The organism is Pantoea sp. X-Soil-TKNS-1211 (genome assembly GCF_059730495.1).
In genome coordinates this window covers 4,047,487-4,072,736 of the sequence record NZ_AP035953.1, presented here as the reverse complement: position 1 = coordinate 4,072,736, position 25,250 = coordinate 4,047,487, and the positions used below count along the sequence as shown (strand labels likewise).

General features: G+C 55.0%; 21 protein-coding genes. 13 read left to right on the top strand and 8 right to left on the bottom strand.

Annotated features, from left to right (window positions below; all coding sequences use genetic code 11):
- Nucleotides 1-27: 27 nt before the first annotated feature.
- A complete protein-coding gene (locus AC6I8W_RS19260) occupies nucleotides 28-294 on the bottom strand; it encodes a hypothetical protein (protein WP_497836269.1) in 267 nt (88 codons plus the stop codon).
- 205 nt (nucleotides 295-499) lie between these two features.
- Between AC6I8W_RS19260 and iolD the strand changes: the two genes are divergently transcribed.
- The 3 genes from iolD to iolE are packed head-to-tail and all read left to right on the top strand — an operon-like array spanning nucleotide 500 to nucleotide 4,416.
- Nucleotides 500-2,434, top strand: coding sequence for a 3D-(3,5/4)-trihydroxycyclohexane-1,2-dione acylhydrolase (decyclizing) (iolD, locus tag AC6I8W_RS19255; RefSeq protein WP_497836268.1), 1,935 nt, complete (start codon nucleotides 500-502; stop codon nucleotides 2,432-2,434).
- A gap of 59 nt (nucleotides 2,435-2,493) precedes the next feature.
- Nucleotides 2,494-3,507, top strand: coding sequence for a bifunctional inositol 2-dehydrogenase/D-chiro-inositol 1-dehydrogenase (iolG, locus tag AC6I8W_RS19250; protein ID WP_497836267.1), 1,014 nt, complete (start codon nucleotides 2,494-2,496; stop codon nucleotides 3,505-3,507).
- 12 nt (nucleotides 3,508-3,519) lie between these two features.
- A complete protein-coding gene (gene iolE, locus AC6I8W_RS19245) occupies nucleotides 3,520-4,416 on the top strand; it encodes a myo-inosose-2 dehydratase (protein WP_497836266.1) in 897 nt (298 codons plus the stop codon).
- A 108-nt stretch (nucleotides 4,417-4,524) separates the two neighbouring features.
- Here iolE and glpD read toward each other — a convergent pair whose 3' ends face one another.
- On the bottom strand, nucleotides 4,525-6,033 hold the full coding sequence (gene glpD, locus AC6I8W_RS19240) for a glycerol-3-phosphate dehydrogenase (RefSeq protein ID WP_497836265.1): 1,509 nt from the start codon (nucleotides 6,031-6,033) through the stop codon (nucleotides 4,525-4,527).
- Between the two features lie 228 nt (nucleotides 6,034-6,261).
- On the opposite strand from glpD, the gene glpE reads away from it, so the two are divergent.
- The 5 genes from glpE to malQ all read left to right on the top strand — a co-directional run bounded on the left by glpE (nucleotide 6,262) and on the right by malQ (nucleotide 12,977).
- Entirely contained in the window at nucleotides 6,262-6,588 is a 327-nt protein-coding gene (gene glpE, locus AC6I8W_RS19235) for a thiosulfate sulfurtransferase GlpE (protein WP_497836264.1), read from the top strand.
- Between the two features lie 33 nt (nucleotides 6,589-6,621).
- Nucleotides 6,622-7,449 carry a rhomboid family intramembrane serine protease GlpG gene (gene glpG / locus AC6I8W_RS19230; RefSeq protein WP_497838234.1) on the top strand — a complete coding sequence of 276 codons (828 nt, stop codon included), beginning with the start codon at nucleotides 6,622-6,624 and terminating at the stop codon, nucleotides 7,447-7,449.
- A gap of 48 nt (nucleotides 7,450-7,497) precedes the next feature.
- Nucleotides 7,498-8,256, top strand: a complete 759-nt coding sequence (locus AC6I8W_RS19225; RefSeq protein ID WP_013510838.1) for a DeoR/GlpR family transcriptional regulator — start codon at nucleotides 7,498-7,500, stop codon at nucleotides 8,254-8,256.
- Between the two features lie 148 nt (nucleotides 8,257-8,404).
- Nucleotides 8,405-10,810: a maltodextrin phosphorylase gene (gene malP, locus AC6I8W_RS19220; protein ID WP_497836263.1), complete on the top strand. Its 2,406-nt coding sequence runs from the start codon at nucleotides 8,405-8,407 to the stop codon at nucleotides 10,808-10,810.
- A gap of 115 nt (nucleotides 10,811-10,925) precedes the next feature.
- Nucleotides 10,926-12,977, top strand: a complete 2,052-nt coding sequence (malQ, locus tag AC6I8W_RS19215) for a 4-alpha-glucanotransferase (RefSeq protein WP_497836262.1) — start codon at nucleotides 10,926-10,928, stop codon at nucleotides 12,975-12,977.
- 39 nt (nucleotides 12,978-13,016) lie between these two features.
- Here the strand turns inward: malQ and nfuA are convergent, their stop codons facing one another.
- Nucleotides 13,017-13,592: a Fe-S biogenesis protein NfuA gene (nfuA, locus tag AC6I8W_RS19210; RefSeq protein WP_480366372.1), complete on the bottom strand. Its 576-nt coding sequence runs from the start codon at nucleotides 13,590-13,592 to the stop codon at nucleotides 13,017-13,019.
- Between the two features lie 58 nt (nucleotides 13,593-13,650).
- The gene (gene gntX / locus AC6I8W_RS19205) at nucleotides 13,651-14,328 is read right to left on the bottom strand and encodes a DNA utilization protein GntX (RefSeq protein WP_497836261.1); all 678 of its coding nucleotides are present in this window, start codon (nucleotides 14,326-14,328) and stop codon (nucleotides 13,651-13,653) included.
- Nucleotides 14,329-14,362: 34 nt separating this feature from the next.
- Here gntX and bioH point away from each other — a divergent pair, with 34 nt between their 5' ends.
- The gene (gene bioH / locus AC6I8W_RS19200; RefSeq protein WP_497836260.1) at nucleotides 14,363-15,139 is read left to right on the top strand and encodes a pimeloyl-ACP methyl ester esterase BioH; all 777 of its coding nucleotides are present in this window, start codon (nucleotides 14,363-14,365) and stop codon (nucleotides 15,137-15,139) included.
- 114 nt (nucleotides 15,140-15,253) lie between these two features.
- Nucleotides 15,254-15,523 carry a YdgH/BhsA/McbA-like domain containing protein gene (locus tag AC6I8W_RS19195; RefSeq protein WP_497836259.1) on the top strand — a complete coding sequence of 90 codons (270 nt, stop codon included), beginning with the start codon at nucleotides 15,254-15,256 and terminating at the stop codon, nucleotides 15,521-15,523.
- Here AC6I8W_RS19195 and AC6I8W_RS19190 read toward each other — a convergent pair whose 3' ends face one another.
- Nucleotides 15,524-17,212 (bottom strand): sugar phosphorylase, encoded by a 1,689-nt coding sequence (locus AC6I8W_RS19190; RefSeq protein WP_497836258.1) that lies wholly within the window; start codon nucleotides 17,210-17,212, stop codon nucleotides 15,524-15,526.
- Nucleotides 17,213-17,338: 126 nt separating this feature from the next.
- A complete protein-coding gene (locus AC6I8W_RS19185; protein ID WP_497838233.1) occupies nucleotides 17,339-19,669 on the bottom strand; it encodes a Tex family protein in 2,331 nt (776 codons plus the stop codon).
- 207 nt (nucleotides 19,670-19,876) lie between these two features.
- Between AC6I8W_RS19185 and greB the strand changes: the two genes are divergently transcribed.
- On the top strand, nucleotides 19,877-20,380 hold the full coding sequence (gene greB, locus AC6I8W_RS19180) for a transcription elongation factor GreB (RefSeq protein WP_497836257.1): 504 nt from the start codon (nucleotides 19,877-19,879) through the stop codon (nucleotides 20,378-20,380).
- Nucleotides 20,381-20,480: 100 nt separating this feature from the next.
- On the opposite strand, the gene yjbE is transcribed toward greB, so the two are convergent.
- Nucleotides 20,481-20,726, bottom strand: a complete 246-nt coding sequence (yjbE, locus tag AC6I8W_RS19175; protein WP_497836256.1) for an exopolysaccharide production protein YjbE — start codon at nucleotides 20,724-20,726, stop codon at nucleotides 20,481-20,483.
- Nucleotides 20,727-21,217: 491 nt separating this feature from the next.
- Between yjbE and ompR the strand changes: the two genes are divergently transcribed.
- A complete protein-coding gene (gene ompR, locus AC6I8W_RS19170) occupies nucleotides 21,218-21,937 on the top strand; it encodes an osmolarity response regulator transcription factor OmpR (protein WP_001157751.1) in 720 nt (239 codons plus the stop codon).
- Nucleotides 21,934-23,292 carry a two-component system sensor histidine kinase EnvZ gene (gene envZ / locus AC6I8W_RS19165; RefSeq protein ID WP_497836255.1) on the top strand — a complete coding sequence of 453 codons (1,359 nt, stop codon included), beginning with the start codon at nucleotides 21,934-21,936 and terminating at the stop codon, nucleotides 23,290-23,292. Before ompR ends, envZ begins: the two co-directional genes overlap by 4 nt.
- Nucleotides 23,293-23,382: 90 nt before the next feature.
- Here envZ and pckA read toward each other — a convergent pair whose 3' ends face one another.
- Nucleotides 23,383-25,005: a phosphoenolpyruvate carboxykinase (ATP) gene (pckA, locus tag AC6I8W_RS19160; RefSeq protein ID WP_497836254.1), complete on the bottom strand. Its 1,623-nt coding sequence runs from the start codon at nucleotides 25,003-25,005 to the stop codon at nucleotides 23,383-23,385.
- Between the last annotated feature and the right edge of the window lie 245 nt (nucleotides 25,006-25,250).

The following is a 25,250-nucleotide window of genomic DNA, read 5'->3' as shown; positions in this document are numbered from 1 at the left end:
CACTTCGGGCGCTGTGCTTCCGGGTTCTCAAGGTGCCTGATTGGCTATGGTCGCAGTATGGGGAATAAAAATTCCAAATTCAATATGAAATGAAATATCCGTCACGATTTTGTGAACCAGGTAAAACTCTGAACAACGCAGCATACGGGGGAGAGCGACAGGACAAGTTTCGCGGATGCTCTGGCTTGTGAGCCAGGTCTCAGGAAATCCCTGAGAAATAATGGAAGCTGCTGAAGTGAAATGAAATTTCTTTATAATGCTATGATGCTTTATTGTTGTTCCATTTTGCCCCATTTTCGACCTGCTCCTGAGTCCGTTTCATCCCTGAATTTGATCTCCATCGCAAAATGAAATGTTTCTTCTGTAATTGTATTTTATGGAAAAAATATTTGTTTATAATCGCCTCACGTTTCACTTATCCGCGGTCGCCATTTCCGGTGCGTTGACGTTAACCGCGTTGTACCTGGTCCGCAGGTACCAGCATGTAAAGGATGAGCATATGGGCACAATCAGATTAACCACGGCACAGGCGCTGGTGAAATTTCTTGATAACCAGTATCTGAACGTTGATGGCGTTGAAACCAAGTTTGTGAAAGGCATTTTCGCTATTTTCGGCCACGGCAACGTACTGGGGCTGGGACAGGCGCTGGAGCAGGACAGCGGCGATCTGGTGGTGCATCAGGGCCGAAACGAGCAGGGCATGGCGCATGCTGCCATCGGTTTTGCCAAACAATCGCTGCGCCGTCAGATTATCGCCTGTACGTCGTCAGTCGGACCGGGTGCCGCCAATATGATTACTGCCGCCGCGACCGCGACCGCCAACCGTATTCCTTTGCTGCTGCTGCCGGGCGATGTGTTCGCTACGCGCCAGCCGGACCCGGTGCTGCAACAGATCGAGCAGAGCCACGATCTCAGCCTCAGTACTAACGATGCCTTCCGCGCCGTCAGCAAATACTGGGACCGCGTTAGCCGTCCGGAACAGCTGATGACCGCCTGTATTAATGCGCTGCGTGTGCTGACCGATCCGGCGGAAACCGGTGCGGTGACTATCTCGCTGCCTCAGGATGTACAGGGTGAAGCTTGGGACTTCCCGGAATATTTCTTCCAGAAACGCGTCCATCGTCTGGATCGTCGTCTGCCCACGGCGGCACAACTGGAAGACGCGCTGGCATTGATTGTACGTAAACATAAGCCGCTGATTGTCTGCGGTGGCGGCGTGAAATATTCCGAAGCGGGTGAGGCGCTGCGTCAGTTTGCCGAGCGTTTTAATATTCCGTTTGCTGAAACTCAGGCGGGTAAAGGCACCATCGTTTCCGATCATCCGCTCAATGTTGGCGGTGTCGGCGAGACCGGCTGCCTGGCGGCTAACCTGCTGGCAAAAGAAGCTGATTTAGTGATTGGTGTGGGGACGCGCTATACCGATTTCACCACCGCCTCAAAATGGATTTTCCAGAACCCGGACGTCAGCTATCTCAATATCAACGTCAACAACTTCGACAGCTACAAGCTCGATGCGGTGCAATTGCTGGCTGATGCACGTGAAGCCTTGACCGCACTGGAAAATGGCTTGCAGGGTTTTGAAAACCACTGGGGCGGCCAGATCGACCAGGCGCAGAGCAAGCTGCTGAAAGAGACCCAGCGCGTGTATGCCGCCACTTATAACACCGACGATTTCATCCCGGAAATCGCCGACCATATCGACCGTGAAGCGTTGTTTGCCGAGTTTCAGCGCCTGACACAGTCGGTTCTGACGCAGAGCAGTGTGCTGGGCACCTTAAACGAGCAACTCCCAAAGGATGCGGTGATTGTTGCGGCCGCGGGCAGTCTGCCGGGCGACCTGCAACGCGTGTGGCGCACCAAAGATTACAACTCGTACCACGTTGAATATGGCTATTCCTGCATGGGCTACGAGGTCAATGCGGCGCTGGGTGTCAAGCTGGCCCAGCCGCAGCGCGAAGTCTACGCGATGGTGGGTGACGGTTCATTTATGATGCTGCACTCCGAGTTGGTTACCTCGATTCAGGAAGGGGCGAAAATCAACGTCATCCTGCTGGATAACATGACCAACGGTTGTATCAATAACCTGCAAATGGAGCACGGTATGGACAGCTTCACCACCGAGTTCCGCTTCCGTAACCCGGAAGGCGGCAAGCTGGATGGCGGTTTCGTACCGGTGGATTTTGCCGCGATTGCTGGTGGTTACGGCTGCAAAACCTACCGCGTCACCACCCTGGAGCAACTGAAAGCCGCGCTGGCCGATGCGCAGCAGCAGACGGTTTCGACCCTGATTGATATTAAAGTGCTGCCCAAAACCATGGTGCACAAATATTTCAGCTGGTGGCACGTCGGTGTGGCGCAAGCCTCAACCTCCGAGCGCACGCAACAAGTGGCTGACAACCTTAACGCGCATATCGAACAGGCGCGTAAGTACTGATCTTCAGGCCGGACGTCTCCGGCCTTTATTTACCCTTATCTGACTCTACAGGTGTAATTATGACGCTCAAACTCGGTGTTATCGGTGCCGGTGCCATTGGCCAGGAACATATCCGCCGCTGCAACAATGTGCTACAGGGTGCGAAGGTGGTGGCGGTTTCAGATATTAATGTGGAAGGGGCGCGTGCTGCGCTGCAACGTCTGAATATCGATGCAGAGGTGTATCAGGACGGGCATCAGGTGATCAACTCGCCCGAAGTCGATGCGCTGCTGGTGACCTCGTGGGACCCGACGCACGAAGAGTTTACCCTGGCGGCGATTGCGGCGGGCAAACCGGTGTTCTGTGAAAAACCGTTGGCACTGAGCGCCGAAGGCTGCCGTCGCATCGTCGATGCGGAAATCAAACACGGTAAACGCCTGGTACAGGTCGGGTTTATGCGCCCGTACGATGCCGGTTACCGCGCCCTGAAAAAGGTCATCACCGACGGTGAAATCGGCGAGCCGCTGATGCTGCACTGCGCGCACCGCAACCAGAGCGTCGGTGAGAACTACACCACTGACATGGCGATCACCAACACCCTGATTCACGAGCTGGACGTACTGCGCTGGCTGACGGAAGACGATTACAAAAGCGTGCAGGTGGTGTTCCCACGCGTCACCTCTAAGTCGCATGCGAAGCTTAAAGATCCGCAAATCGTGCTGTTTGAAACGCAGAAAGGCATCCGGATTGACGTGGAGATCTTCGTTAACTGTGCATACGGCTACGACATTCAGTGTGAAGTGGTAGGGGAAGAGGGCATCGCGAAACTGCCAGAACCTTCAGCCATTCAGATGCGTAAAAACGCCCGTCTCGGTAACGCCATTCTGACCGACTGGAAAGATCGCTTTATCGAAGCTTACGACGTGGAGTTGCAGGCGTTTATCAATGATGTGAAAGCCGGCCAATTGACCGGGCCTTCAGCCTGGGATGGTTTTGCGGCTTCGGTGGCGGCAGATGCCTGCCTGAAAGCGCAAAACAGCGGGGCTATCGAAGCGGTTGAAATGCCACCGCGTCCGACTTTCTACAACAAATAATCAGGGCTTGCCATGAACAAAGAGAATGTAAAACTGGCGATTGCGCCAATCGGCTGGACCAACGATGACATGCCGGAACTGGGCAGCGAAAACACGTTTCAGCAGACGGTCAGCGAAATGGCGCTGGCGGGCTTTACCGGCAGTGAAGTCGGCAGCAAATACCCGCGTGATCCGGCAGTGCTGAAACCGCTGCTGGATATTCGCGGCATCCAGATTTGCAATGCCTGGTTCAGCACCTTCTTCGCCAATGGTGAAAAAGCGAAAACCATCGACGAATTCACCAATCACATGAATTTCTTGCATGCGATGGGCGCGCGAGTCATTGGTTGCTCGGAACAAAGCAAAAGTATTCAGGGCACCACCCTGGCGGTGCTGGAGCAGAAACCGATTTTCAGCGATGAAGAGTGGCGTCTGACGGCGGAAGGGTACAACGAGCTGGCGGAAATCGCAGCGCAGAAAGGGATGCGTGTTTGCCTGCATCACCATATGGGCACGGCGATTCAGACCCCGGTGGAGATCGACCGCTTTATGGAATCAACCAACGATAACGTTGGACTGCTGTACGACACCGGCCACATTTACTACTCGGAAGGTTCGCAACAGGCGATGCTGGATGTGCTGACGCAATACCTGCCGCGTATTTTCCATGTGCATCTGAAAGATGTGCGTGACAGCGTGGTAGCGGAAGTCCGTGCGAATTCGCTGTCGTTCCTTGATGGCGTGAAGAAAGGCACCTTTACCGTGCCTGGCGATGGGGTGATCGATTTCCAACCGGTGTTCAAAATCCTCGACGATTTCGGTTACAAAGGCTGGATGGTGGTGGAAGCGGAGCAGGACCCGGCGCTGGCTAACCCGTTCGAATATGCGGTGAAAGCACGCAAATATATTCGCGAGCAAACCGGGCTGTAAGGTTAAAAACGCGCGATAAATCATACGTATGCTGTAGCGGCGCGATTTATCGCGCAAAAAAAGGCCGTAACCCTGAAGAGAGTTACGGCCTTTTAATGACTTAACCGCTTACGATGCCAGCGACAACGTCGGTTTCTGACGGTGGGTTGCCAGCCATTCGCGAATGCGTGCCTGTTCGGCTTCGCTCAACCACATCCCCTGTTTGGTACGACGCCAGATGGCATCATCCAGCTCATACACCCATTCGTGTTTCACCAGATAACGCAGTTCGGCTTCATAAAACTCATGGCCGAAGTTTTCACCGAGATCTTCCAGGCTCTGCGCGCCTTCCAGCAACACTTCGGTGTTGCTACCAAAGGTGCGGGCATAATGGCGCGCCATGCCTTCGCTGATAAACGGATAGCGGCGACGCAGGCTGGCGGCGTAATCTTCGCGCGAACCGGCGATATTGCCGCCTGGCAGCACCGCGGTTTTGGTCCAGGCCGGGCCAGCATTCGGATAATACTTCGCCAGTTTTTCCAGCGCGTGTTCCGCCAGTTTACGGTAGGTGGTCAGCTTGCCGCCAAATACCGACAGCAGCGGGGCCTGGCCGTGATCGTCATGGACATCCAGCGTGTAATCACGGGTGATGGCCTGAGGTGAATCGGATTCATCATCACACAGCGGGCGTACGCCGGAATAGGTCCAGACGATATCTTCCTGCGTCAGCTGTTTTTTGAAGTGCGCGTTGTACACCTTCAGCAAATAATTGATTTCGTTCTCATCGATCTTCACGTCTTTCGGGTCGCCTTTGTACTCGACGTCAGTGGTGCCGATGATCGAGAACTCATCCATCCACGGAATGACAAACACGATGCGATGATCTTCGTTTTGCAGAATATAAGCCTGCTTTTCACGATGGACGCGCGGTACCACGATGTGGCTGCCTTTGATCAAACGGATACCATACGGTGATTTCAGCTTCAGGCCGTCGTCAAAGAACTGTTTAACCCACGGGCCAGCAGCGTTCACCAGACCTTTGGCGCGCCAGGTGTAGGTTTTGCCGGTATCGATATCTTCGGCTTCCACCATCCACAGGCCAGATTCGCGCCAGGCGCGGGTAACGCGGGTGCGAGTGCGCACTTCGCCACCTTGTTTCACCACTTCCTGGGCATTGAGCACCACCATGCGCGCATCGTCCACCCAGCAGTCGGAATATTCGAATCCGCGCGTGATTTCAGACTTAAGTGCCGAGTCCGCGCCAAAACGCAGACTTTTGCTACCCGGCAGGCTGGTGCGTTTGCCGAGATGGTCATACATAAACAGGCCCATGCGGATCATCCACGCCGGGCGTAAATGCGGGCGGTGCGGCAGACGGAAGCGCATCGGGAACGCAATGTGGGGTGCCATTTTCAGCAGCACTTCACGTTCCGCCAGGGCTTCGCCAACCAGGCGAAATTCGTAGTGTTCCAGGTAGCGCAGGCCACCGTGGATCAGTTTGGAACTGGCAGAGGAGGTTGCACAGGCCAAATCCCGCGCCTCCAGCATTAACACCGACAGTCCGCGTCCTGCAGCGTCCACTGCAATGCCGGCACCGTTGATGCCGCCGCCGATAACGATCAGGTCTTTGGTTTCCACGTCATCTCCTCCGATGTTCGGAATCGTTCTTAAATGTTCGTTTTCGAGCATAATAATAATCGGAAACCAACATTGATGCCAGCGGTTAACCTAATAAAAACATCTTTGCGTGATACAGCTAACATTCCGGCAGGAAAAAAAACACAAAGCCATACTCTCTGTCAGGTTATGGCGCTCGCAACTCAGGGTAAACTAGGGGTTAATTGTGACGATGTGATGAGAGAAACCATGGAAACCTTCGAATGTATTAACGTCCTACAGGCTCAGGAGCATCTGGCACAAGGTGCGCAGCTGGTGGACATCCGCGATCCGCAAAGCTTCTCTCTGGGCCATGCCGCAGGGGCGCAGCACCTGTCGAATGACAACCTTGCCGATTTTATCAGTCAGGCCAATCATGACCTGCCGGTGTTGGTGATGTGCTATCACGGCAATAGCAGCAAAGGTGCCGCGCAGTTCCTGCTGGGACAAGGGTTTAGCGCGGCCTACAGTATTGACGGGGGATTTGACGCCTGGCGTGCGGCGTTTCCGGCTCAGGTAATCACTGGTACGATGTGAGCCTTTAAATAAAGGTACGGAGAGCACCGCATGATGCGCATTACCCAGTTCAATAATCCGCGCATGGCCCAGGCTTTTGTTGACTATATGGCGTCACGTGGCGTCAGGTTAACGATTGAACGCGAAAGCCATTTTGTCATTCTGCTGGAAGATGAAAGCAAGCTGGATATGGTCGAAAACGAACTCGCGCAGTTCGTGCGTGATCCGAACCATCCACGTTATCAGGCCGCCAGCTGGCATACCGGTAGCACGGAAAGTGGGTTGAGATATGAGCGCAGCAATATCTGGGCGAACATTCGCGAACGCGCAGGCCCGCTCACTATGACGATGATGATCGCCTGTGTGGCGGTGTTTATCCTGATGCAGATAGTCGGAGATGAAACCATGCTCGGTTGGCTGGGCTGGCCTGATGGCCCAGCGCAATATTTCCAGGTATGGCGCTGGTTTAGTCACGCACTGCTGCATTTTTCCCTGCTGCATATTTTGTTCAATCTGATGTGGTGGTGGTATCTCGGCGGGGCAGTAGAAAAACGTCTCGGTAGCGGCAAGTTGTTTGTGATCATGCTCATTTCCGCGCTTCTCACCGGCTGGATGCAGGCCAAATTTAGCGGCGTGCTGTTTGGCGGTTTGTCTGGCGTGGTGTATGCGCTGATGGGGTATTGCTGGCTGCGAGGCGAGCGCGATCCCGAAAGTGGTATTTATCTCGAGCGTGGTTTGATGGGTTTCGCTATTGTGTGGTTGATTATTGGCTGGTACGGCGCATTCGGCCTGTCGATTGCCAATGCGGCACACGTTACGGGCTTGCTGGTTGGATTGGCAATGGCGTTTGTCGATACACGCAAAAAAGTGGTGCGCCGTTAATACCAGAAGAAGAAAAACACGGCATCAAGCCGTGAACAGGAGAGAGATGTGAAGCAGACGCAACGTCATGACGCCATTATCGATCTGGTCCGGCGTCAGGGATATGTCAGCACGGAAGAGCTGGTGGATCATTTTGAAGTCAGCCCACAAACCATCAGGCGTGATCTGAACGACCTGGCCGATCAGAACAAAATTCAGCGTCATCACGGCGGTGCAGCACTACCCTCCAGTTCGGAAAACACCGCCTGGCAGGACCGAAAAATGATGTGGTCGGCAGAAAAAGCGCGCATTGCCGAGCGTGTAGCCAGCCAGATCCCCGATGGGGCGACATTATTTATCGATATCGGCACCACGCCAGAGGCGGTAGCGCATGCGTTGCTCAACCATAGCAATTTGCGTGTCGTTACCAACAACCTCAACGTTGCGATGCTGCTGATGGCCAAACCGGATTTCCGCGTCATCATTGCGGGTGGCGAAGTCCGCACCCGCGATGGCGGCATTATGGGGGAAGCCACCCTCGACTTTATCTCCCAGTTCCGTCTTGATTACGGCATTCTCGGCATCAGCGGAATTGATATGGATGGCTCGCTACTGGAGTTTGACTACCATGAGGTTCGCACCAAGCGCGCGATCATCGAAAACTCGCGTTGCGTGATGCTGGTAGTGGATCACTCAAAATTTGGCCGCAATGCCATGGTGAATTTGGGCAACATGAGCCTGATCGATTATCTGTATACTGACCTCACGCCACCTGCCAGCGTGATGAAGGTGATTGAGCAACACGAAGTGCAGCTCGAACTTTGCTAAATCTCCGCAAGGCGGTTTTTTTTCTCTCCCGCCTTGTTTTCCTGTCGCTTTTTTCTCCTGACCCGTCTTTACTTATCCATTCAGGCCAGCATCCGGCCATGCGCTCCCCAATTTCGCTTCACCGTTACCGGACTCGGAAGGGATTGATATGTCGCAACAAAAATTCAATAAAGCGCGTTTTGACGCCGCACTTACCCGCCAGTGGCAATATCTTGGTCTTTCTTCAGCACAACAAATGACGCCGCATCAATGGTGGCAGGCGCTGAGTGCTGCGCTGGCGGAGTTGTTGGCGACGCAACCACCACTGACGCCGCGCAAAGGCCAGCGCCATGTGAATTATCTCTCGATGGAGTTTCTGATTGGCCGTCTGACGGGCAATAACCTGATGAATCTCGGCTGGTACGAAGAGGTACAGTCGGTGCTGGCAGCACATCAGGTTTCGCTGAGCGAGCTGCTGGAGGAAGAAGTCGATCCCGCGCTCGGTAACGGTGGGCTGGGACGTTTAGCCGCCTGCTACATGGATTCAATGGCCACCGTAGGTCAAGCGGCGATGGGGCATGGCCTGAATTATCAATACGGCCTTTTTCGTCAATCCTTTGATGATGGTCAGCAAAAAGAAGCACCGGATGACTGGCAGCGCGACCGTTATCCGTGGTTTCGTCATAACGCGGCGCATGATGTGCAGGTCGGTATCGGCGGCAAAGTCGAGAAAACCGAAAACGGAGGTTGGTACTGGCAGCCTGCTTTCTGGTTGAAGGGAGAAGCCTGGGATCTGCCGGTGGTGGGTTATCGAAATGGCGTGACCTTACCGCTGCGGTTATGGAAAGCGACCAGCGATCACCCGTTTGATCTGACGCTGTTTAATGACGGTAAGTTTCTTCAGTCTGAGCAGCCGGGCATTGAAGCGGCAAAACTGACCAAGGTGCTCTATCCCAACGACAACCATCAGGAAGGTAAACGCCTGCGCCTGATGCAGCAATATTTTCAGTGTGCTTGCGCGGTGGGCGATATTTTGCGGCGACATCATCTGGCCGGACGTTCGGTACACGCGCTGCCGGATTTCGAAGTGATCCAACTGAATGATACCCACCCAACCATCGCGATTCCTGAGATGTTGCGCCTGCTGCTGGATGAACATCAGCTGAGTTGGGATGATGCCTGGCACATCACCAGCCGTATCTTTGCCTATACCAACCATACGCTGATGCCGGAAGCGCTGGAGCGCTGGGACGAGCGCCTGGTACGCAGTTTGCTGCCGCGCCATATGCAGATCATCCGTGAGATTAACCGTCGCCTGAAGAAGCAGGTGCAACGGCAGTGGCCGGATGATGAGGCGGTGTGGCAGAAACTGGCGGTGGTGGCAGACGGTCAGGTACGGATGGCGAATTTGTGTGTGGTGAGTGGTTTCGCCGTCAACGGCGTGGCGGCGCTGCATTCTGAGCTGGTGGTGAAAGATCTGTTCCCGGAATATCACCAACTATGGCCGAAGAAATTCCATAACGTCACCAACGGCATCACCCCGCGCCGTTGGCTACAGCAGTGCAACCCACGGTTGTCGGCGCTGCTCGACGAGACATTGCAGGTGGAATGGGCTAACAATCTTGAGGCGCTGAAAGCGCTGGAGCCGTTTGCCGCCAAAAAAGCCTTCCGTCAGAAGTACCGCAAAATTAAGCAGGCCAACAAACAACAGCTGACGGAGTATATCCGTCAGGTCACCGGCATTCAGGTCAATCCCGAGGCGCTGTTTGACGTGCAGATCAAACGTCTGCACGAATACAAGCGTCAGCACCTCAGCTTGTTGCATATTCTCCATTGTTACCGCCAGCTGCGTGACGATCCGCAAAATCCCGACTTTGTGCCGCGAGTGTTCCTGTTTGGCGCGAAAGCCGCACCGGGTTATTACCTGGCGAAAAATATTATCTATGCCATCAACAAGGTCGCCGCAGTGGTCAATAACGACCCGAAAGTGGGCGACAAGCTGAAGGTTGTGTTCATTCCTGACTACCGCATTACCGCCGCCGAACTGATGATCCCGGCAGCCGATCTCTCTGAACAGATTTCGACTGCCGGCTATGAAGCTTCCGGCACCGGCAATATGAAGCTGGCCCTGAATGGTGCGCTCACCATTGGCACGCTGGATGGTGCCAACGTTGAGATTGCGGCGGAAGTTGGTGAGGAGAATATCTTTATCTTTGGTCACACCGTGGATGAGGTCAAAGCGCTGAAGACCGAAGGTTATCATCCGAAAAAACTGCGTAAGGCCAATAAACACCTCGACGGGCTGCTGAAAGATTTGGAGAAGGGCAAATTCAGTGACGGCGATAAACATGCCTTTGATTTGCTGCTCAATAGCCTGACGAAAAACGGTGATCCCTGGCTGGTGCTGGCTGATTTCGATGCTTACGTCGAGGCACAGCAACGGGTGGAAGCGTTGTGGAAAGATCAGGAAGCCTGGACCAAAGCGACCATCCTCAATACCGCGCGCACCGGGATGTTCAGTTCCGATCGCTCCATCCGTGATTACCAGAAACGCATCTGGCAGGCAAAACGGTAAACCAGTACGTCTGAGCGTAGCGGCGCGATTTATCGCGCTGTTTTCCACGGTTGCTTAATTTTGCGCGATAAATCGCGCTGCTACCGAATGTGCCTTACGCGATTCAGGAGATGCAATGGCGCTAAACAAGCTGGATCAAGCCGCGCAGGCTGCGGGTATCGCGCTGCGCTTTATCAATGCCAAAGGCGAGCCTGAGACCATCAGTGATGAAACCAAGCGGGCGCTGCTGGCGGTGATGGATACGCCTACGGGTAATACGCCACCGCTGCCACCGGTGCAGGTTTTTGCCGGGCGGGTGAAACGCCAGCTGACGCCACAGGGCAGCGGCGAATTCCACTGGCAGCTGATCTCCGAGCAAGGCAAACCCTTTCAGGGCAGTGTACAGGGTGGTGAGCCGCTGACGCTGCCACCCCGGCTGCCGCAGGGCTACCATCAACTGACGTTGCGTAAAGGACGTCAGCAGTGGCAAACCCGCATCATCCTCGCACCACGTCGTTGTTATCTTCCTGCACCATTGGAACAAGGTGAAAAGCGATGGGGCGCGCTGGTTCAGCTCTATACCCTGCGATCCGATCGCAACTGGGGCATGGGAGATTTCGGCGATCTGGCGCGGATGCTGGAGCAGGTAGCGGCACAGGGCGGTGATTTTGTCGGCCTTAATCCGTTGCATGCGCTTTATCCGGCGCAGCCGGAGATGGCCAGTCCCTATAGCCCCACTTCGCGTCGCTGGCTGAATGTGCTGTATATCGATGTCAGTCAACTGGAGGATTTCCAGCAAAGCCGCGCGGCGCAACGCTGGTGGAACAGCGCTAAAACCCGTCGGGTACTGGAGAAAACGCGTGCCAGTGAGTGGGTGGATTACAGCGCAGTGGCGGAGTTGAAAATCCACGCGTTGCGTCTCGCCTGGCAGACATTTCGTCAGCATGATGAACAAGACAGCGCGTTTCAGCAGTTTATTGTGGAAGGTGGTGATCACCTGCGCTATCAGGCGGCATTTGACGGCATTCAGGCGGAATGGCGCACAGAGGCGTGGGGTTGGACTGGCTGGCCGGAAGGCTGGCATAACGCCCGGCTGCCAGAGGTGCAGCAGTGGTGTGCGCAGCATGAAGACGAAATCGCGTTCCGGAGTTGGTTGCAGTGGTTGGCACAACAGCAGTTTGCGCAGTGCTGGCAGCGTAGCCAACAACTGGGGATGTCCATCGGACTCTATCGCGATCTGGCGGTGGGTGTGGCGCAGGGTAGCGCTGAAACCTGGCAGGATCCGCAACTTTATAAGTTAGGTGCGTCTGTGGGGGCACCACCAGACCGCCTTGGCCCACTCGGACAAAACTGGTCGCTGCCGCCGCTCGATCCCCACGTAATGCGCGCGCGCGGCTACCAGCCGTTTATCGACCTGCTGCGAGCCAACATGCGCGATTGTGGCGCATTGCGTATCGATCATGTCATGGGGTTACTACGACTGTGGTGGATCCCTTATGGCGAGACGGCGGATAAAGGGGCGTATGTCGCTTACCCGGTCGAGGATCTGCTGGCGATCCTCGCGCTGGAGAGCCAGCGTCATCGTTGTATGGTGATCGGCGAAGATCTCGGGACGGTGCCGAAAGAGATTGTCAGCCTGCTGCGGCAGAGCGGTATTTTTTCCTGGAAGGTGCTGTGGTTCGAACAGAATCGCGATGGAAGCTATCGCCTGCCGCAGGATTATCCCCGCCAGTCGATTGCCAGCGCCAGCACGCATGACCTGCCTACACTGGCCGGATTCTGGGATGCGGGTGATTTGCTGCTGGGAAATAAGCTTGGGTTGTATCCCGGTGAAAGCGTGTTGCGGTCATTGCAGCAACAACGGGCAATACAAAAACAGGCCTTGCTCGACGCGTTGCATCAGGCGGGTGCGCTACCCAAACGCAGTGGTAAGCAGGCGGCGAAGTTAGCCATGTCGCCAGCGCTTAATCTGGCGATTCACCGTTTTCTGGCGGCGACTGACAGCGCGTTATTGGGCCTGCAACCGGAAGACTGGCTGGGCATGACATCACCGGTCAATGTGCCGGGAACCGTCGAACAATATCCTAACTGGCGTCGGAAAATCAGTGTAACGCTGGAGGTGATGTTTGCGCAGGAAGAAGTGCAGCGTTTGTTAAAGGGGGTCAGCGCCGGGCGCAAAGGGAAATAGTACGCACGGCAGCGTCGGGTCGCTGCCATGCGTTGAGAATCAGTAGTAGGAGTGCTCGCCGCGCTGATGCTCAGTGAGATCGCGCACGCCTTTCAGTTCCGGGAAGGCTGCCAGCAGCTCTTTCTCGATACCGTCTTTCAGCGTCACGTCAATCATCGAACAACCGTTACAGCCGCCGCCAAATTGCAGAATGGCGTAACCGTCATCGGTGATTTCCATCAGTGAAACGCGACCACCGTGGCCTGCCAGCTGCGGGTTGATCTGCGCCTGCAACAGATATTCCACGCGTTCTACCATTGGCGCATCGTCAGAGACTTTACGCATTTTGGCGTTCGGCGCTTTCAGCGTCAGCTGTGAACCCAGGTTGTCGGTGACAAAGTCGATCTCCGCGTCTTCCAGGTAAGGGGCGCTCAGCTCGTCGATATAGGCTGACAGCTTTTCAAACTTCAGCTCGGTATCGGTGGCTTCCACTGCATCGGGTGGGCAGTAAGACACGCCGCACTCGGCGGTTGGTGTACCCGGATTAATCACGAATACGCGAATTTGGGTGCCATCTTCCTGTTTTGACAGAAGTTTTGAGAAGTGCTCTTGGGCAGCATCAGTAATACGGATCATGGCGATTGCTCAATAGTTGACTAATTTAGTTGGTTATAATACGCCCAACGCCGACGCTCTACAAGGTACGGCACAGGCATCCAATCTGTATGCTGGCCGCGCCTGCGGCCTGCAACATGCGGCTGATTTCTGCCACCGTACTGCCGGTGGTCACCACATCGTCGATAAGCAAGATGTGGCGTCCATTTACCGGAATTTCAAGGCGAAACGCGCCGCGCAGGTTCCTTTTACGCGCCGCCGCACTTAGCTTATGCTGCACCGCAGCTTGACGTACGCGGCGTATGCCATCCACGTAATCACACCCCAGCCAACGCGCCAGCGGTTGCGCCAGCAGCGCCGCCTGATTGTAGCCACGTCGCCAGTGGCGGCGCTGATGCAAAGGAACGCTGAGAATGATATCCGGTCGGGGTAGCGCATAGCGTCTCCGCATGGCTAACCACTTTAGCAAAAGCAGCCGCGCCAGCATCACCCTGAGTGCGGTGGCGCGGCAAAACTTCAACTGGTGCACCCAGTGACTAAGTGGGGGCTGATAACCGCTGACACAGATGAGCTGCTGCCACGGCGGTGGTCGTTGCAGGCAGCGCCCACAAATCTGATCGGCGCGGGCGGGCAGACCACAGCGTGGGCAGAGTTCAGGTATTACCGGCAACTGGCGTAAACAACTGCTACACAGGCCGTGGTGCGCCAGTTGTAGCGGCAAACGGCATAGCCAACACAGGGCAGGGATTGATAGCATAGCGACCTCCTTTTCACTTTCAGGATAGTAACTGATGAGTTCGCTTTATTGGCACATCACAGGCACGGGCGATCGCGATCTTGTGCTGTTGCACGGCTGGGGATTGAACGCCGAAGTTTGGCAAAACATCATTCCGCGACTCAGCCCGCATTTTCGTTTGCACCTGGTCGACCTGCCGGGCTTTGGTCGCAGCCAGGGCTTTGCGGCCATGGCACTGCCCGATATGGCGCAACAGTTGGTGGCCCATTTGCCGGAACGCAGCCTGCTTTTGGGCTGGTCGTTGGGTGGCCTGGTCGCCAGCCAATTGGCGCTCAGCGTACCGGAACGCGTCAGCGGGCTGATCAGCGTGGCTTCGTCGCCATGTTTTACCGCCAGTGCGGAATGGCCCGGCATCAAACCGGAGACGCTGCATGGCTTTCAGCAACAATTAAGCAGCGACTTTCAACGTACCGTGGAGCGCTTTCTGGCCTTACAGACGCTGGGAACGGAAAGCGCGCGCCAGGATGCCCGCCAGCTGAAAGAGGTGGTGCTATCGCAGCCGATGCCATCGGTGGCGGTACTGGAAGGAGGACTGGAGATTCTGCGCCACTGTGATTTACGCGCGTCGTTGGATGACCTCCCGCTGCCATTTCTGCGTCTGTATGGCTATCTGGATGGACTGGTGCCACGCCGTATCGCGGCAGAGCTGGATGCACGCTGGCCGCACTCGCCTTCAGTGGTGATGGAGAAAGCGGCCCATGCACCGTTCATTTCCCATCCCGATGAATTTTGTCAGCATATTCTTACCTTTAGCGCTTCTCTGCCACGCTAGCTGGCAATTCTCCCGGAAAGGTCAATACTTTCCGGGTAAGCAAAACGGCTTTACCTCTGAAATGAATCATCTGCTTACATCTCGGAAAATCCAATAATAACTGAGGGCAACAATATGAAAGTCATTAACATGGTTGTGGCGGCAATGGTGATGGGCGCGATTTCGTTTTCGGCACTGGCAGCCAAAGAGGTGACCAAAGAAGAAGTGCAGAAAATGAATCTGGAAAAAATTGGTACGGTGACCACTACGGCAGAAACCACGTCACCGATGGATGCGAAAAAAGAGTTGTCAAAACTTGCAGATGAGAAGGGTGGACAATATTTCCTGGTGATTGCCGGCCGCGAGCATGGCAAATTCAGTGCCGTCGCGGATGTGTATAAATAATTAGCCTTTTAGCCACATAAATTGCCAGGCAGCCAGCCGCACAGGCTGGCTGCCATCAATATTCCCACCACTGATTAAATCGTGAAATTGCCGTGCCTGCGGCAACATCGTCTCAATATCGCGCCCGCTAAGATTAAATACGCACAGCACCGCTTCCTGGCTGTCGGGGTTGTGACGGCGCAGGACCAGCAAGGCGTTATCGCTGTCGAACAACGTCATTGGGTTGTCGGGGTGAAAAACGGGCTGGCGTGTACGCAACTGGATCAGCGCGCTCAGGCGTTCAAACACCTGCTGGCGCAGCGCATTGCCGCCAGTCAGAAACTGTTCCATCTCACGTAAGCTGTACTTCTCACGATTGATGGCGCGGTTATGTCCGGCGGCATGTACCCCTTCGTTGTCGTTACGTGAACCGAGGATGCTTTGAATATAGATAGCGGGCACACCGGGAAAGGCTAACAGAATGGCATGCGCCAGCAGGAAACGGCGTAGCCGCGTGCTGTCATCGTCGTCCTGGCGGTTGAGCGCATCAAGATAGGTGACGTTGATTTCATATGGGCTGGTGGTGCCGTCCGGGTTGTTTTTGTAGGAGACCAGCGCCCCCTCCAGCGCCAGATCGCGCACCAGCGCCACAATTTCCACCTCAGACAAGATGCCACGTGCCGGATTGAGACCGATGCCATCATGCGAGGCGAGAAAGTTGAAGAAGGTGGTATCGCCGCTGCCAATATCCAGCGAACTGGCCCACTGACGCAGCGCACGGCCTGAGCCGGAATGAATGGCATGCAGCACCAGCGGCGGTAGTGAAAACTGATACACCATCTGCGCCTCGTCATGGCCGTCACCAAAGTAACTGATATTGTCTTTGTGCGGCACGTTGGTCTCGGTAACGATCACCGTGCCAGGCGCCACCACATTGGCAATGGCGCGAAACAACTTCACCAACTGATGGGTTTTCGGCAAATGGATGCAGTTGGTGCCCGGCGTTTTCCACATATAGCCCACCGCATCAAGCCGCACGTAGTCGGCACCTTTCTTCAAATAATCAAGCAGCACGTTGACCATACGGATCAGCACTTCAGGATTGGCGAAGTTGAGATCGATTTGGTCGGCGCTGAAGGTCGTCCAGATGTAGCGTGTTACACCATCTGCCATCTCAAATGGTGTCAACAGCGGCGAGGTCCGAGGGCGGGTCACGCCACTGAGATCGGTCGCCGGCGGCATGCTGATAAAAAAGTCATCCCAACCGGGGTCCTGCGCCAGGAAGTGGTGAAACCAGCTACTATGCGCCGACATATGGTTACAGACAAAATCAAACATCAGGCGCGTGTGGGTGTGCAGCGCCGCTACGTGCTGCCACTCTCCGCAAATGGGGTTGACCTGGTGATAGTCGATAACTGAAAAGCCATCGTCCGAGGAGTAAGGGAAAAAAGGCAACAGATGGACCAGAGAAAAGGTGCCTTGCAGATGTTGCTGATAAAAACGCGAAAAGGTGGCAAGGGTGGGAACATCCGGCTCACGCAACTGGTCAGCGTAGGTAATCAGCACCACATCCTTCTCATCCCAGTGCGGTTTACGCGGAATTTTGACGGTATCACGTGCCGCACGTATGTGGGAAAGCAGACGCTCACGAGCCGCCACAGGGAAGGTGCCTGCATAAATCTCATCAATTAAGCCGTTGATAATATCCATCAGATCGCTGTGCCACGCGGAAGGTCATTTTTTCACACGGATTTTTTCAGCGTAGCTGGAAGGAACGATTTATCAACCTGATGTGCACGGCGACTATACAGCCGCCGTGCATTTTGGGGCAGGAGGTTAGCGTTTTTTGCCGAAAGCGGCGGCCAGCGCATCACCCATCGCGCTATTACCGGCAGGCTGGCTGGCCGGTTTCGCCCGGCCTTTGTTGGCCTGTGCCGGACGTGCCGACTCTTTATTGGCGCTGCGATTGCCACCACCGCGCGCGTTGCTCTCGCCTGGCTGTTCGTCCAGACGCATGGTGAGCGCAATACGCTTACGTTGCAGGTCGACTTCCATCACTTTAACTTTGACGATATCACCGGCTTTCACTACCTGATGCGGATCTTCGACAAACTTATCCGACAGTGAGGAGATGTGAACCAGGCCATCCTGATGCACGCCAATATCGATAAAGGCACCAAAGTTGGTGACGTTCGTCACCGCACCTTCCAGTATCATCCCCGGCAGCAAATCGTTGAGTGTCTCCACCCCTTCGGCAAACTGCGCGGTTTTAAACTCAGGACGTGGGTCACGGCCTGGTTTTTCCAGTTCTTTGATGATGTCGGTGACAGTGGGCAGGCCAAAACGCTCGTCGGTGAAATCACGCGCGCTGAGGTTACGCAAGCTACCCGGATTACCCATCAGTTCACCGAGTGCTTGCTCAGTGGCTGCCAGAATACGCTCAACTACCGGATAAGCTTCCGGGTGAACCGTGGAGGCATCCAGCGCGTTGTCGCCGTGATTGATGCGCAGGAAGCCCGCACATTGTTCAAAGGCTTTGGGGCCGAGACGGCTGACCTTCAACAACTGCTGACGGTTCTGGAAGCGACCATTCTCGTCACGCCAGCTGACGATGTTTTGCGCCATCATGCGCGTCAAACCGGCCACGCGGGTCAGCAGCGCCACCGAGGCGGTGTTGAGATCGACACCCACGGCGTTGACGCAGTCTTCCACCACTGCATCCAGTTTCTTCGCTAACTGGCTCTGGCTGACATCATGCTGGTATTGGCCCACGCCGATGGATTTCGGATCGATCTTCACCAGTTCGGCCAGTGGATCCTGCAAACGGCGGGCGATGGAGACTGCACCACGCAGTGAAACGTCGAGATCCGGGAACTCCAGTGCGGCCAGCTCTGAAGCAGAATAGACCGAGGCTCCAGCTTCGCTGACAATCACTTTCTGTGCTTTGATCTGCGGATATTGTTTCTGCACATCAAGGAAGAAACGTTCGGTTTCACGCGATGCGGTGCCGTTACCAATCGCCACCAGTTCAACCTGATGTTTCGCACACAACGTCGCGACAGCAGTCGCTGCCTTAGCGGTCTGTCCGGTATGCGGATAGATGGTATCGGTCGCGACCAGTTTGCCCGTCGCATCGACCACCGCGACTTTCACGCCGGTACGCAGGCCAGGATCGAGGCCCATCGTGGAGCGCATGCCAGCCGGTGCTGCCATCAGCAGGTCGTGCAGGTTACGGGCAAACACGTTGATGGCTTCATCTTCGGCGCGTTCACGCACCGTGCCCATCAGTTCGGTTTCCAGATGCAGCAACACCTTGATACGCCATGTCCAGCTCACCACTGCTTTACGCCAGCTGTCTGCCGGGGCGTTATTCAGGCGCAGATTCAGATGGCTGGCAATCAGCGTTTCACCGTGACTTTCGCGTGGTGCTTCGTCAAATTGCGGATCGGCATTCAGCGATAATTGCAGCACACCTTCATTGCGGCCACGGAACATCGCCAGAGCACGGTGTGAAGGCACGGTGCTGAGGGCTTCATGATGATCGAAATAGTCGCGGAACTTCGCGCCTTCGTCTTCTTTACCTTCGACCACGCGGGAAACCAGGTGGGCATTTTTCCACAGATAATCACGCACTTTTGCCAGCAGCGTGGCGTCTTCGGCAAAACGCTCCATCAGAATATAGCGAACGCCATCCAGCGCGGCACGTACATCGGCGACGCCTTTGTCGGCATCGACATACCCGGCAGCTAACTGCTCTGGATCGTGCGACGGGTCCTGCCACAGCGTGTCTGCCAGCGGTTCGAGACCTGCTTCGATAGCAATTTGACCACGGGTGCGGCGCTTCGGTTTATACGGCAGGTAAAGGTCTTCCAGCTCGGTTTTGCTGAGGGTGCCATTAATGGCACTGGCGAGATCGGCGGTCAGTTTGCCCTGTTCGTCGATAGATTTCAGAATCGACTGGCGGCGCTCCTCCAGCTCACGCAGATAGCCGAGGCGGCTCTCCAACTGGCGCAGCTGGGTATCGTCCAGTCCGCCGGTGACTTCCTTACGGTAGCGTGCGATAAATGGCACGGTATTCCCTTCGTCAAGCAGGCGGATGGCGGCGTCAACCTGTTCGTCACGCGCCTTCAGCTCACTTGCGATAATCTGGCTCAGTGAATCTTTCATCATCAGTTACTGTCTTGCTTACACGGGGTTAAGAAACAGGGGACAGTTATACGGGCTGAGGCTGAAAATTGCCAGACGATGGCAGGTGAATCCGTCATTTTCTGAATGCAGCACGCAGAACATCGCGCTTACCTTGCTGATGTTGAGCGGGTCGCATATTGTTAGCCTCCACTATGCTAAATCAGACCTGTATCACGAGTTGACGCGATGAAAACCCAACTGATTACCCGCGAGGGCTATAACAAACTGCGTGCTGAGCACGATCATTTGTGGAATGAAAAGCGTCCGGAAATCACCAAAATTGTCTCCTGGGCTGCCAGCCTGGGCGATCGCTCGGAAAATGCTGATTACACCTACAACAAACGCCTGCTGCGACAAATCGACCGCCGGGTGCGGTATCTGCGTAAATGTCTGGCGGAGCTGAAGATCGTTGATTATGCCCCGCAGCAGGAGGGGAAAGTATTTTTTGGTGCCTGGGTTGAGGTGGAGAACGAACAGGGCGAAGTGAAACGCTTTCGAATTGTCGGCCCGGATGAGATCTATGGCGAGGTGAAGGATTACATCTCGATTGATTCCCCGATGGCGCGTGCCTTGATCAAAAAAGAAGTCGATGACGAGGTGACGGTGAATACGCCAGAAGGTCAAAAGATGTGGTTTGTGAACCGTATTGAGTACGTGCAAGACGCGGAAGAAAAAAGAGGCGGAGAATAATAGCTTTTGTAACAAAGCCGGGGGTGACACTTATTCTCCGGTGGCGAAAGGGCTGGTAATAACAGGGAAGGCGCCGCGTTCCTGCCGCGCCTGAAATCAATTACTTAGCAGGCATCGTAGTGGTCGTGGTTGAGGTCGAGGTGTTGGTGCCATGACCGCCGCCGCTCGCGGAGGCTAAGGCGACACCCAGCAATGCGGCAACAGCACCAACCCCGATGGCTTCAGAGGTGCCTTTGGCATTTGAGGAAGCCTGATTACCGGCGGCTTCACCGATGGCAGTTGCGGCCTTAGCTTGAGTGAGGCCCGTCAGGATTAAAATGCTCAGCAGAACAGCGATTTTTTTCATTTTCTGTCTCTCCACATGAACGCAATGACACCCGCTTCGGAAGCAGTGTGGGAGATCGTGTCGGGAGAAGGAGGTGGTTGTTAGTGACTGATTTTTATTGCTTTATTTTACAATGGTCTTTATTTTCCACCCGCGTGGGATTCATCCGAGAACGGAAGCGCAGCGTAATAAACTAACGCCACATTTTATGCTTCCTGATGTTGCTCGATGGGATATTCTCAACAGGAATATCCACAGCCTGAATGCTGTGCGCGGCTGAGCCAGCAACAAAAAGAAAATGCGCTGATTTTTCAGATATCCCGCAAACATATTGATAGGTTGGGCAAAAAGCGCGAAATGGGCCACAATTAAGCAGTGAAATTAAAGATAAGCTGCTGTTTAATATGCTTTGTAACAATTTCGGCTAGAATATAAACCATTAATGACTGTCACTGTAAGGCATCTTTTTTTAACAATAATGGTTCAGGCAATGGCGCCTTTGGGAGTTGAACATGCAAGAGAACTACAAAATTCTGGTCGTCGATGATGATATGCGTTTGCGCGCGTTGCTCGAACGCTATCTCACCGAACAGGGCTTTCAGGTGCGCAGCGTTGCCAACGCCGAGCAAATGGATCGTCTGTTAACCCGCGAATCTTTCCATCTGATGGTCCTTGACCTGATGCTGCCAGGCGAAGATGGCCTGTCAATCTGCCGTCGCCTGCGTAGCCAGAGCAACCCGATGCCGATCATTATGGTTACCGCGAAAGGGGAAGAAGTGGATCGTATCGTCGGGCTGGAAATCGGCGCTGACGATTATATTCCGAAGCCGTTCAACCCGCGTGAACTGCTGGCGCGTATCCGTGCTGTGCTGCGTCGTCAGGCGAATGAACTGCCGGGCGCACCGTCACAGGAAGAAGCGGTGATTGCGTTTGGTAAGTTCAAGTTGAACCTCGGTACGCGTGAAATGTTCCGTGAAGATGAGCCGATGCCGCTCACCAGCGGTGAATTTGCCGTGCTGAAAGCGCTGGTTAGCCATCCGCGTGAACCACTGTCACGCGATAAGCTGATGAACCTGGCGCGTGGTCGTGAATACAGTGCGATGGAACGTTCTATCGACGTGCAGATTTCTCGTCTGCGTCGCATGGTAGAAGAAGATCCGGCACATCCGCGTTACATTCAGACCGTTTGGGGTCTTGGCTACGTCTTCGTTCCGGACGGCAGTAAAGCATGAGGCGATTGCGCTTCTCACCTCGCAGTTCGTTTGCCCGCACCTTGTTATTGATCGTTACCTTGCTGTTCGTCAGCCTGGTAACGACCTATCTGGTGGTGCTCAATTTCGCTATTCTTCCCAGTTTGCAGCAGTTCAACAAAGTCCTCGCTTATGAAGTCCGTATGCTGATGACCGACCGCCTGCAACTGGAGGATGGTACGCAGCTGGAGGTGCCACCGGCCTTCCGGCGTGAAATCTATCGTGAACTGGGCATTTCGCTGTATACCAATGCGGCCGCGGAAGAGAGTGGGTTGCGCTGGGCACAGCATTACGAGTTCCTCAGCGAGCAGATGGCGCAGCAGCTTGGCGGGCCAACGGATGTCCGGGTCGAGGTGAATAAAAACTCCCCGGTTGTATGGCTGAAAACCTGGCTGTCACCCGATATCTGGGTTCGCGTGCCGTTGACCGAAATTCACCAGGGCGATTTTTCACCGCTGTTCCGCTACACGCTGGCGATTATGCTACTGGCGATAGGCGGGGCCTGGCTGTTTATCCGTATTCAGAACCGACCATTGGTTGACCTCGAACATGCGGCCTTGCAGGTGGGGAAAGGCATTATTCCGCCACCGCTGCGCGAATATGGCGCATCCGAAGTCCGTTCGGTGACGCGGGCTTTTAACCAGATGGCCGCGGGCGTGAAGCAATTAGCCGATGACCGCACCCTGTTGATGGCCGGTGTCAGCCACGATCTGCGTACCCCGTTGACGCGTATTCGTCTCGCGACCGAGATGATGAGCGAGGAAGATGGCTATCTGGCGGAGTCGATTAACAAAGATATCGAGGAGTGCAACGCGATTATCGAGCAGTTTATCGATTATCTGCGCACCGGCCAGGAGATGCAGACTGAGCGCGCCGATTTGAATAGCGTGCTGGGTGAGGTGGTCGCAGCGGAAAGCGGCTACGAACGTGAGATTGAGAACGCGGTAATGCCAGAAGAGTTAATGCTGGATATCAACCCGCTGTCGATTAAACGTGCGGTGGCGAATCTGGTGGTGAATGCGGCGCGCTATGGCAATGGCTGGATTAAGGTCAGCAGCGGTCAGGAACTGAATCGCGCCTGGTTCCAGGTGGAGGATGATGGTCCGGGGATTAAGCCGGAGCAGCTACAGCATCTGTTCCAGCCTTTTGTGCGAGGCGACAGTGCGCGTAGCACCAGCGGCACCGGTCTGGGTCTGGCAATTGTGCAACGTATTATTGATGCCCATGACGGCTCACTGGAGATTGGTGTCAGCGAGCGTGGTGGCCTGCGTATTCGTGCCTGGCTGCCGGTGCCGGCAACCGGAACGGTACTGGTCAACAATAATCATAACGCCTGACAGGGCACGAACCGTAGCGGCGCGATTTATCGCGTGCCTTTGACCTTTGCTGTCAACGTGGGCGATAAATCGCGCCGCTACGCGTGCTTTTTACGGCAGTTGTGGCCCAGCCTGCACCAATGCGGCTCCGGCTGCGTTGTCGGTGTATTTTTCAAAGTTGTTGATAAAACGCTGTGCCAGATCCTGTGCCGCTTCCTGCCATGCTGTTGCGCTGGTCCAACTGGTGCGAGGATCGAGCATCGCGTCATTCACCTGTGGCAGGGTGGTGGGCATTTGCAGGTTAAAGATCGGTAGCGTTTGTGTCTGCACATCATCCAGTTCACCCGCCAAAATCGCGTTGATAATGGTGCGCGTGTCCTTCAGCGAAATACGTTTGCCTGTGCCGTTCCAGCCAGTATTCACCAGATAAGCCTGTGCGTCTGCCGCTTCCATTCGCTGCACCAGCACTTCGGCGTACTGTGTTGGATGCAGGGTGAGAAACGCGGCACCAAAGCAGGCTGAGAAGGTTGGTGTCGGCTGGGTTACGCCGCGTTCCGTACCGGCCAGCTTGGCGGTAAAGCCTGAGAGGAAATGATATTGCGTCTGCTCTGGCGTCAGGCGCGAGACGGGTGGCAGCACCCCGAAGGCATCGGCGGTGAGGAAAATCACCCGCTTCGCATGACCTGCTTTGGAAACCGGGCGCACGATGTTCTCGATATGCTCGATTGGATAAGAGACGCGCGTGTTTTCAGTTTTGCTGGCGTCGGCATAATCAACGCTGCCATCACTGCGAACCACCACGTTCTCCAGCAAGGCATCACGGCGAATCGCGTTATAGATCTCCGGCTCGGCCTGGGCAGACAGGTTGATGGTTTTCGCGTAGCAACCCCCTTCAAAGTTGAAGACACCGTCATCATCCCAGCCATGCTCATCGTCGCCGATCAGCTGACGATCCGGATCGGTCGACAGTGTGGTTTTGCCGGTGCCGGAAAGGCCGAAGAACACGGCCACATCGCCGCTTCTACCCATGTTGGCTGAGCAATGCATGGACGCAATACCCTTCAGCGGCAGCAGGTAGTTCATGATGGCAAACAGGCCCTTCTTCATCTCGCCGCCATACCAGGTCCCGCCAATCAGCTGCATGCGTTCGGTCAGATTAAAGGCGACGAAGTTTTCTGAATGCAGCCCTTGGGCTTGCCAGTTCGGGTTGGTGCATTGGGCGGCGTTCATCACTACGAAATCCGGTGTGAACTGTGCCAGTTCGGCGTCACTCGGGCGGATAAACATGTTTTTGACAAAGTGTGCCTGCCACGCCACCTCCATCACGAAACGTACGCTGAGGCGTGTATCCGCATTGGCGCCACAGAATGCATCCACTACAAACAAGCGTTTGCCAGAGAGCTGTGCGGTGACGCATTGCTTCAGCGCCTGCCAGGTTTCGGTGGTGAGGGGTTGGTTGTCGTTTTTGCCTTCGCCCGTGTCGTTCCACCACAGCGTGTCGCGCGTAGTGTCATCGCGCACGATGTATTTGTCCTTCGGAGAACGACCAGTGAAGATACCGGTATCGACAGCGATAGCCCCGCTTTGCGTCAGGATGCCCCGTGCATAACCTTCCAGTTCGGGGCGGGTTTCTTCCTGAAACAGGGTGTCGAAGTCAGGGTTGTACACCACTTCCGTGGTGCCATTGATGCCCAAAGCGGCGAGGTCGTGCGATGTCAGGCCGTTAACGCGCATATGAATGCTCCTCATCGGGGTCGGTTCTATTTTTAATGATGAAAGATAATCCTGCAGGTCGGCCCGTTCAGGGGCAGAGGATGATCGCGCGCAGTGTACTCCAGTTAACCGGTTGGGGAAGATTTGTCAGTCAGAAATGCGACTCAGGGCGCGTTAAGTGGATGGATATACCACTTATGAAACTAAAGTCAGGGAAAAGAAGGTAATTTCTTTGAAAATGAAGGGGATATGAAAGGGCGGCAAGG

Bases quoted from the DNA above. Each gene is read 5' to 3' on its own strand.
- pckA (WP_497836254.1), bottom strand. From the start codon at position 25,005: ATGCGCGTTAACGGCCTGACATCGCACGACCTCGCCGCTTTGGGCATC.
- malP (WP_497836263.1), top strand. From the start codon at position 8,405: ATGTCGCAACAAAAATTCAATAAAGCGCGTTTTGACGCCGCACTTACC.
- AC6I8W_RS19190 (WP_497836258.1), bottom strand. From the start codon at position 17,212: ATGGATATTATCAACGGCTTAATTGATGAGATTTATGCAGGCACCTTC.
- AC6I8W_RS19185 (WP_497838233.1), bottom strand. From the start codon at position 19,669: ATGAAAGATTCACTGAGCCAGATTATCGCAAGTGAGCTGAAGGCGCGT.
- gntX (WP_497836261.1), bottom strand. From the start codon at position 14,328: ATGCTATCAATCCCTGCCCTGTGTTGGCTATGCCGTTTGCCGCTACAA.
- nfuA (WP_480366372.1), bottom strand. From the start codon at position 13,592: ATGATCCGTATTACTGATGCTGCCCAAGAGCACTTCTCAAAACTTCTG.
- iolD (WP_497836268.1), top strand. From the start codon at position 500: ATGGGCACAATCAGATTAACCACGGCACAGGCGCTGGTGAAATTTCTT.
- greB (WP_497836257.1), top strand. From the start codon at position 19,877: ATGAAAACCCAACTGATTACCCGCGAGGGCTATAACAAACTGCGTGCT.
- ompR (WP_001157751.1), top strand. From the start codon at position 21,218: ATGCAAGAGAACTACAAAATTCTGGTCGTCGATGATGATATGCGTTTG.
- iolG (WP_497836267.1), top strand. From the start codon at position 2,494: ATGACGCTCAAACTCGGTGTTATCGGTGCCGGTGCCATTGGCCAGGAA.
- iolE (WP_497836266.1), top strand. From the start codon at position 3,520: ATGAACAAAGAGAATGTAAAACTGGCGATTGCGCCAATCGGCTGGACC.
- envZ (WP_497836255.1), top strand. From the start codon at position 21,934: ATGAGGCGATTGCGCTTCTCACCTCGCAGTTCGTTTGCCCGCACCTTG.
- AC6I8W_RS19195 (WP_497836259.1), top strand. From the start codon at position 15,254: ATGAAAGTCATTAACATGGTTGTGGCGGCAATGGTGATGGGCGCGATT.
- yjbE (WP_497836256.1), bottom strand. From the start codon at position 20,726: ATGAAAAAAATCGCTGTTCTGCTGAGCATTTTAATCCTGACGGGCCTC.
- bioH (WP_497836260.1), top strand. From the start codon at position 14,363: ATGAGTTCGCTTTATTGGCACATCACAGGCACGGGCGATCGCGATCTT.
- glpG (WP_497838234.1), top strand. From the start codon at position 6,622: ATGCGCATTACCCAGTTCAATAATCCGCGCATGGCCCAGGCTTTTGTT.
- glpE (WP_497836264.1), top strand. From the start codon at position 6,262: ATGGAAACCTTCGAATGTATTAACGTCCTACAGGCTCAGGAGCATCTG.
- malQ (WP_497836262.1), top strand. From the start codon at position 10,926: ATGGCGCTAAACAAGCTGGATCAAGCCGCGCAGGCTGCGGGTATCGCG.
- AC6I8W_RS19260 (WP_497836269.1), bottom strand. From the start codon at position 294: ATGGGGCAAAATGGAACAACAATAAAGCATCATAGCATTATAAAGAAA.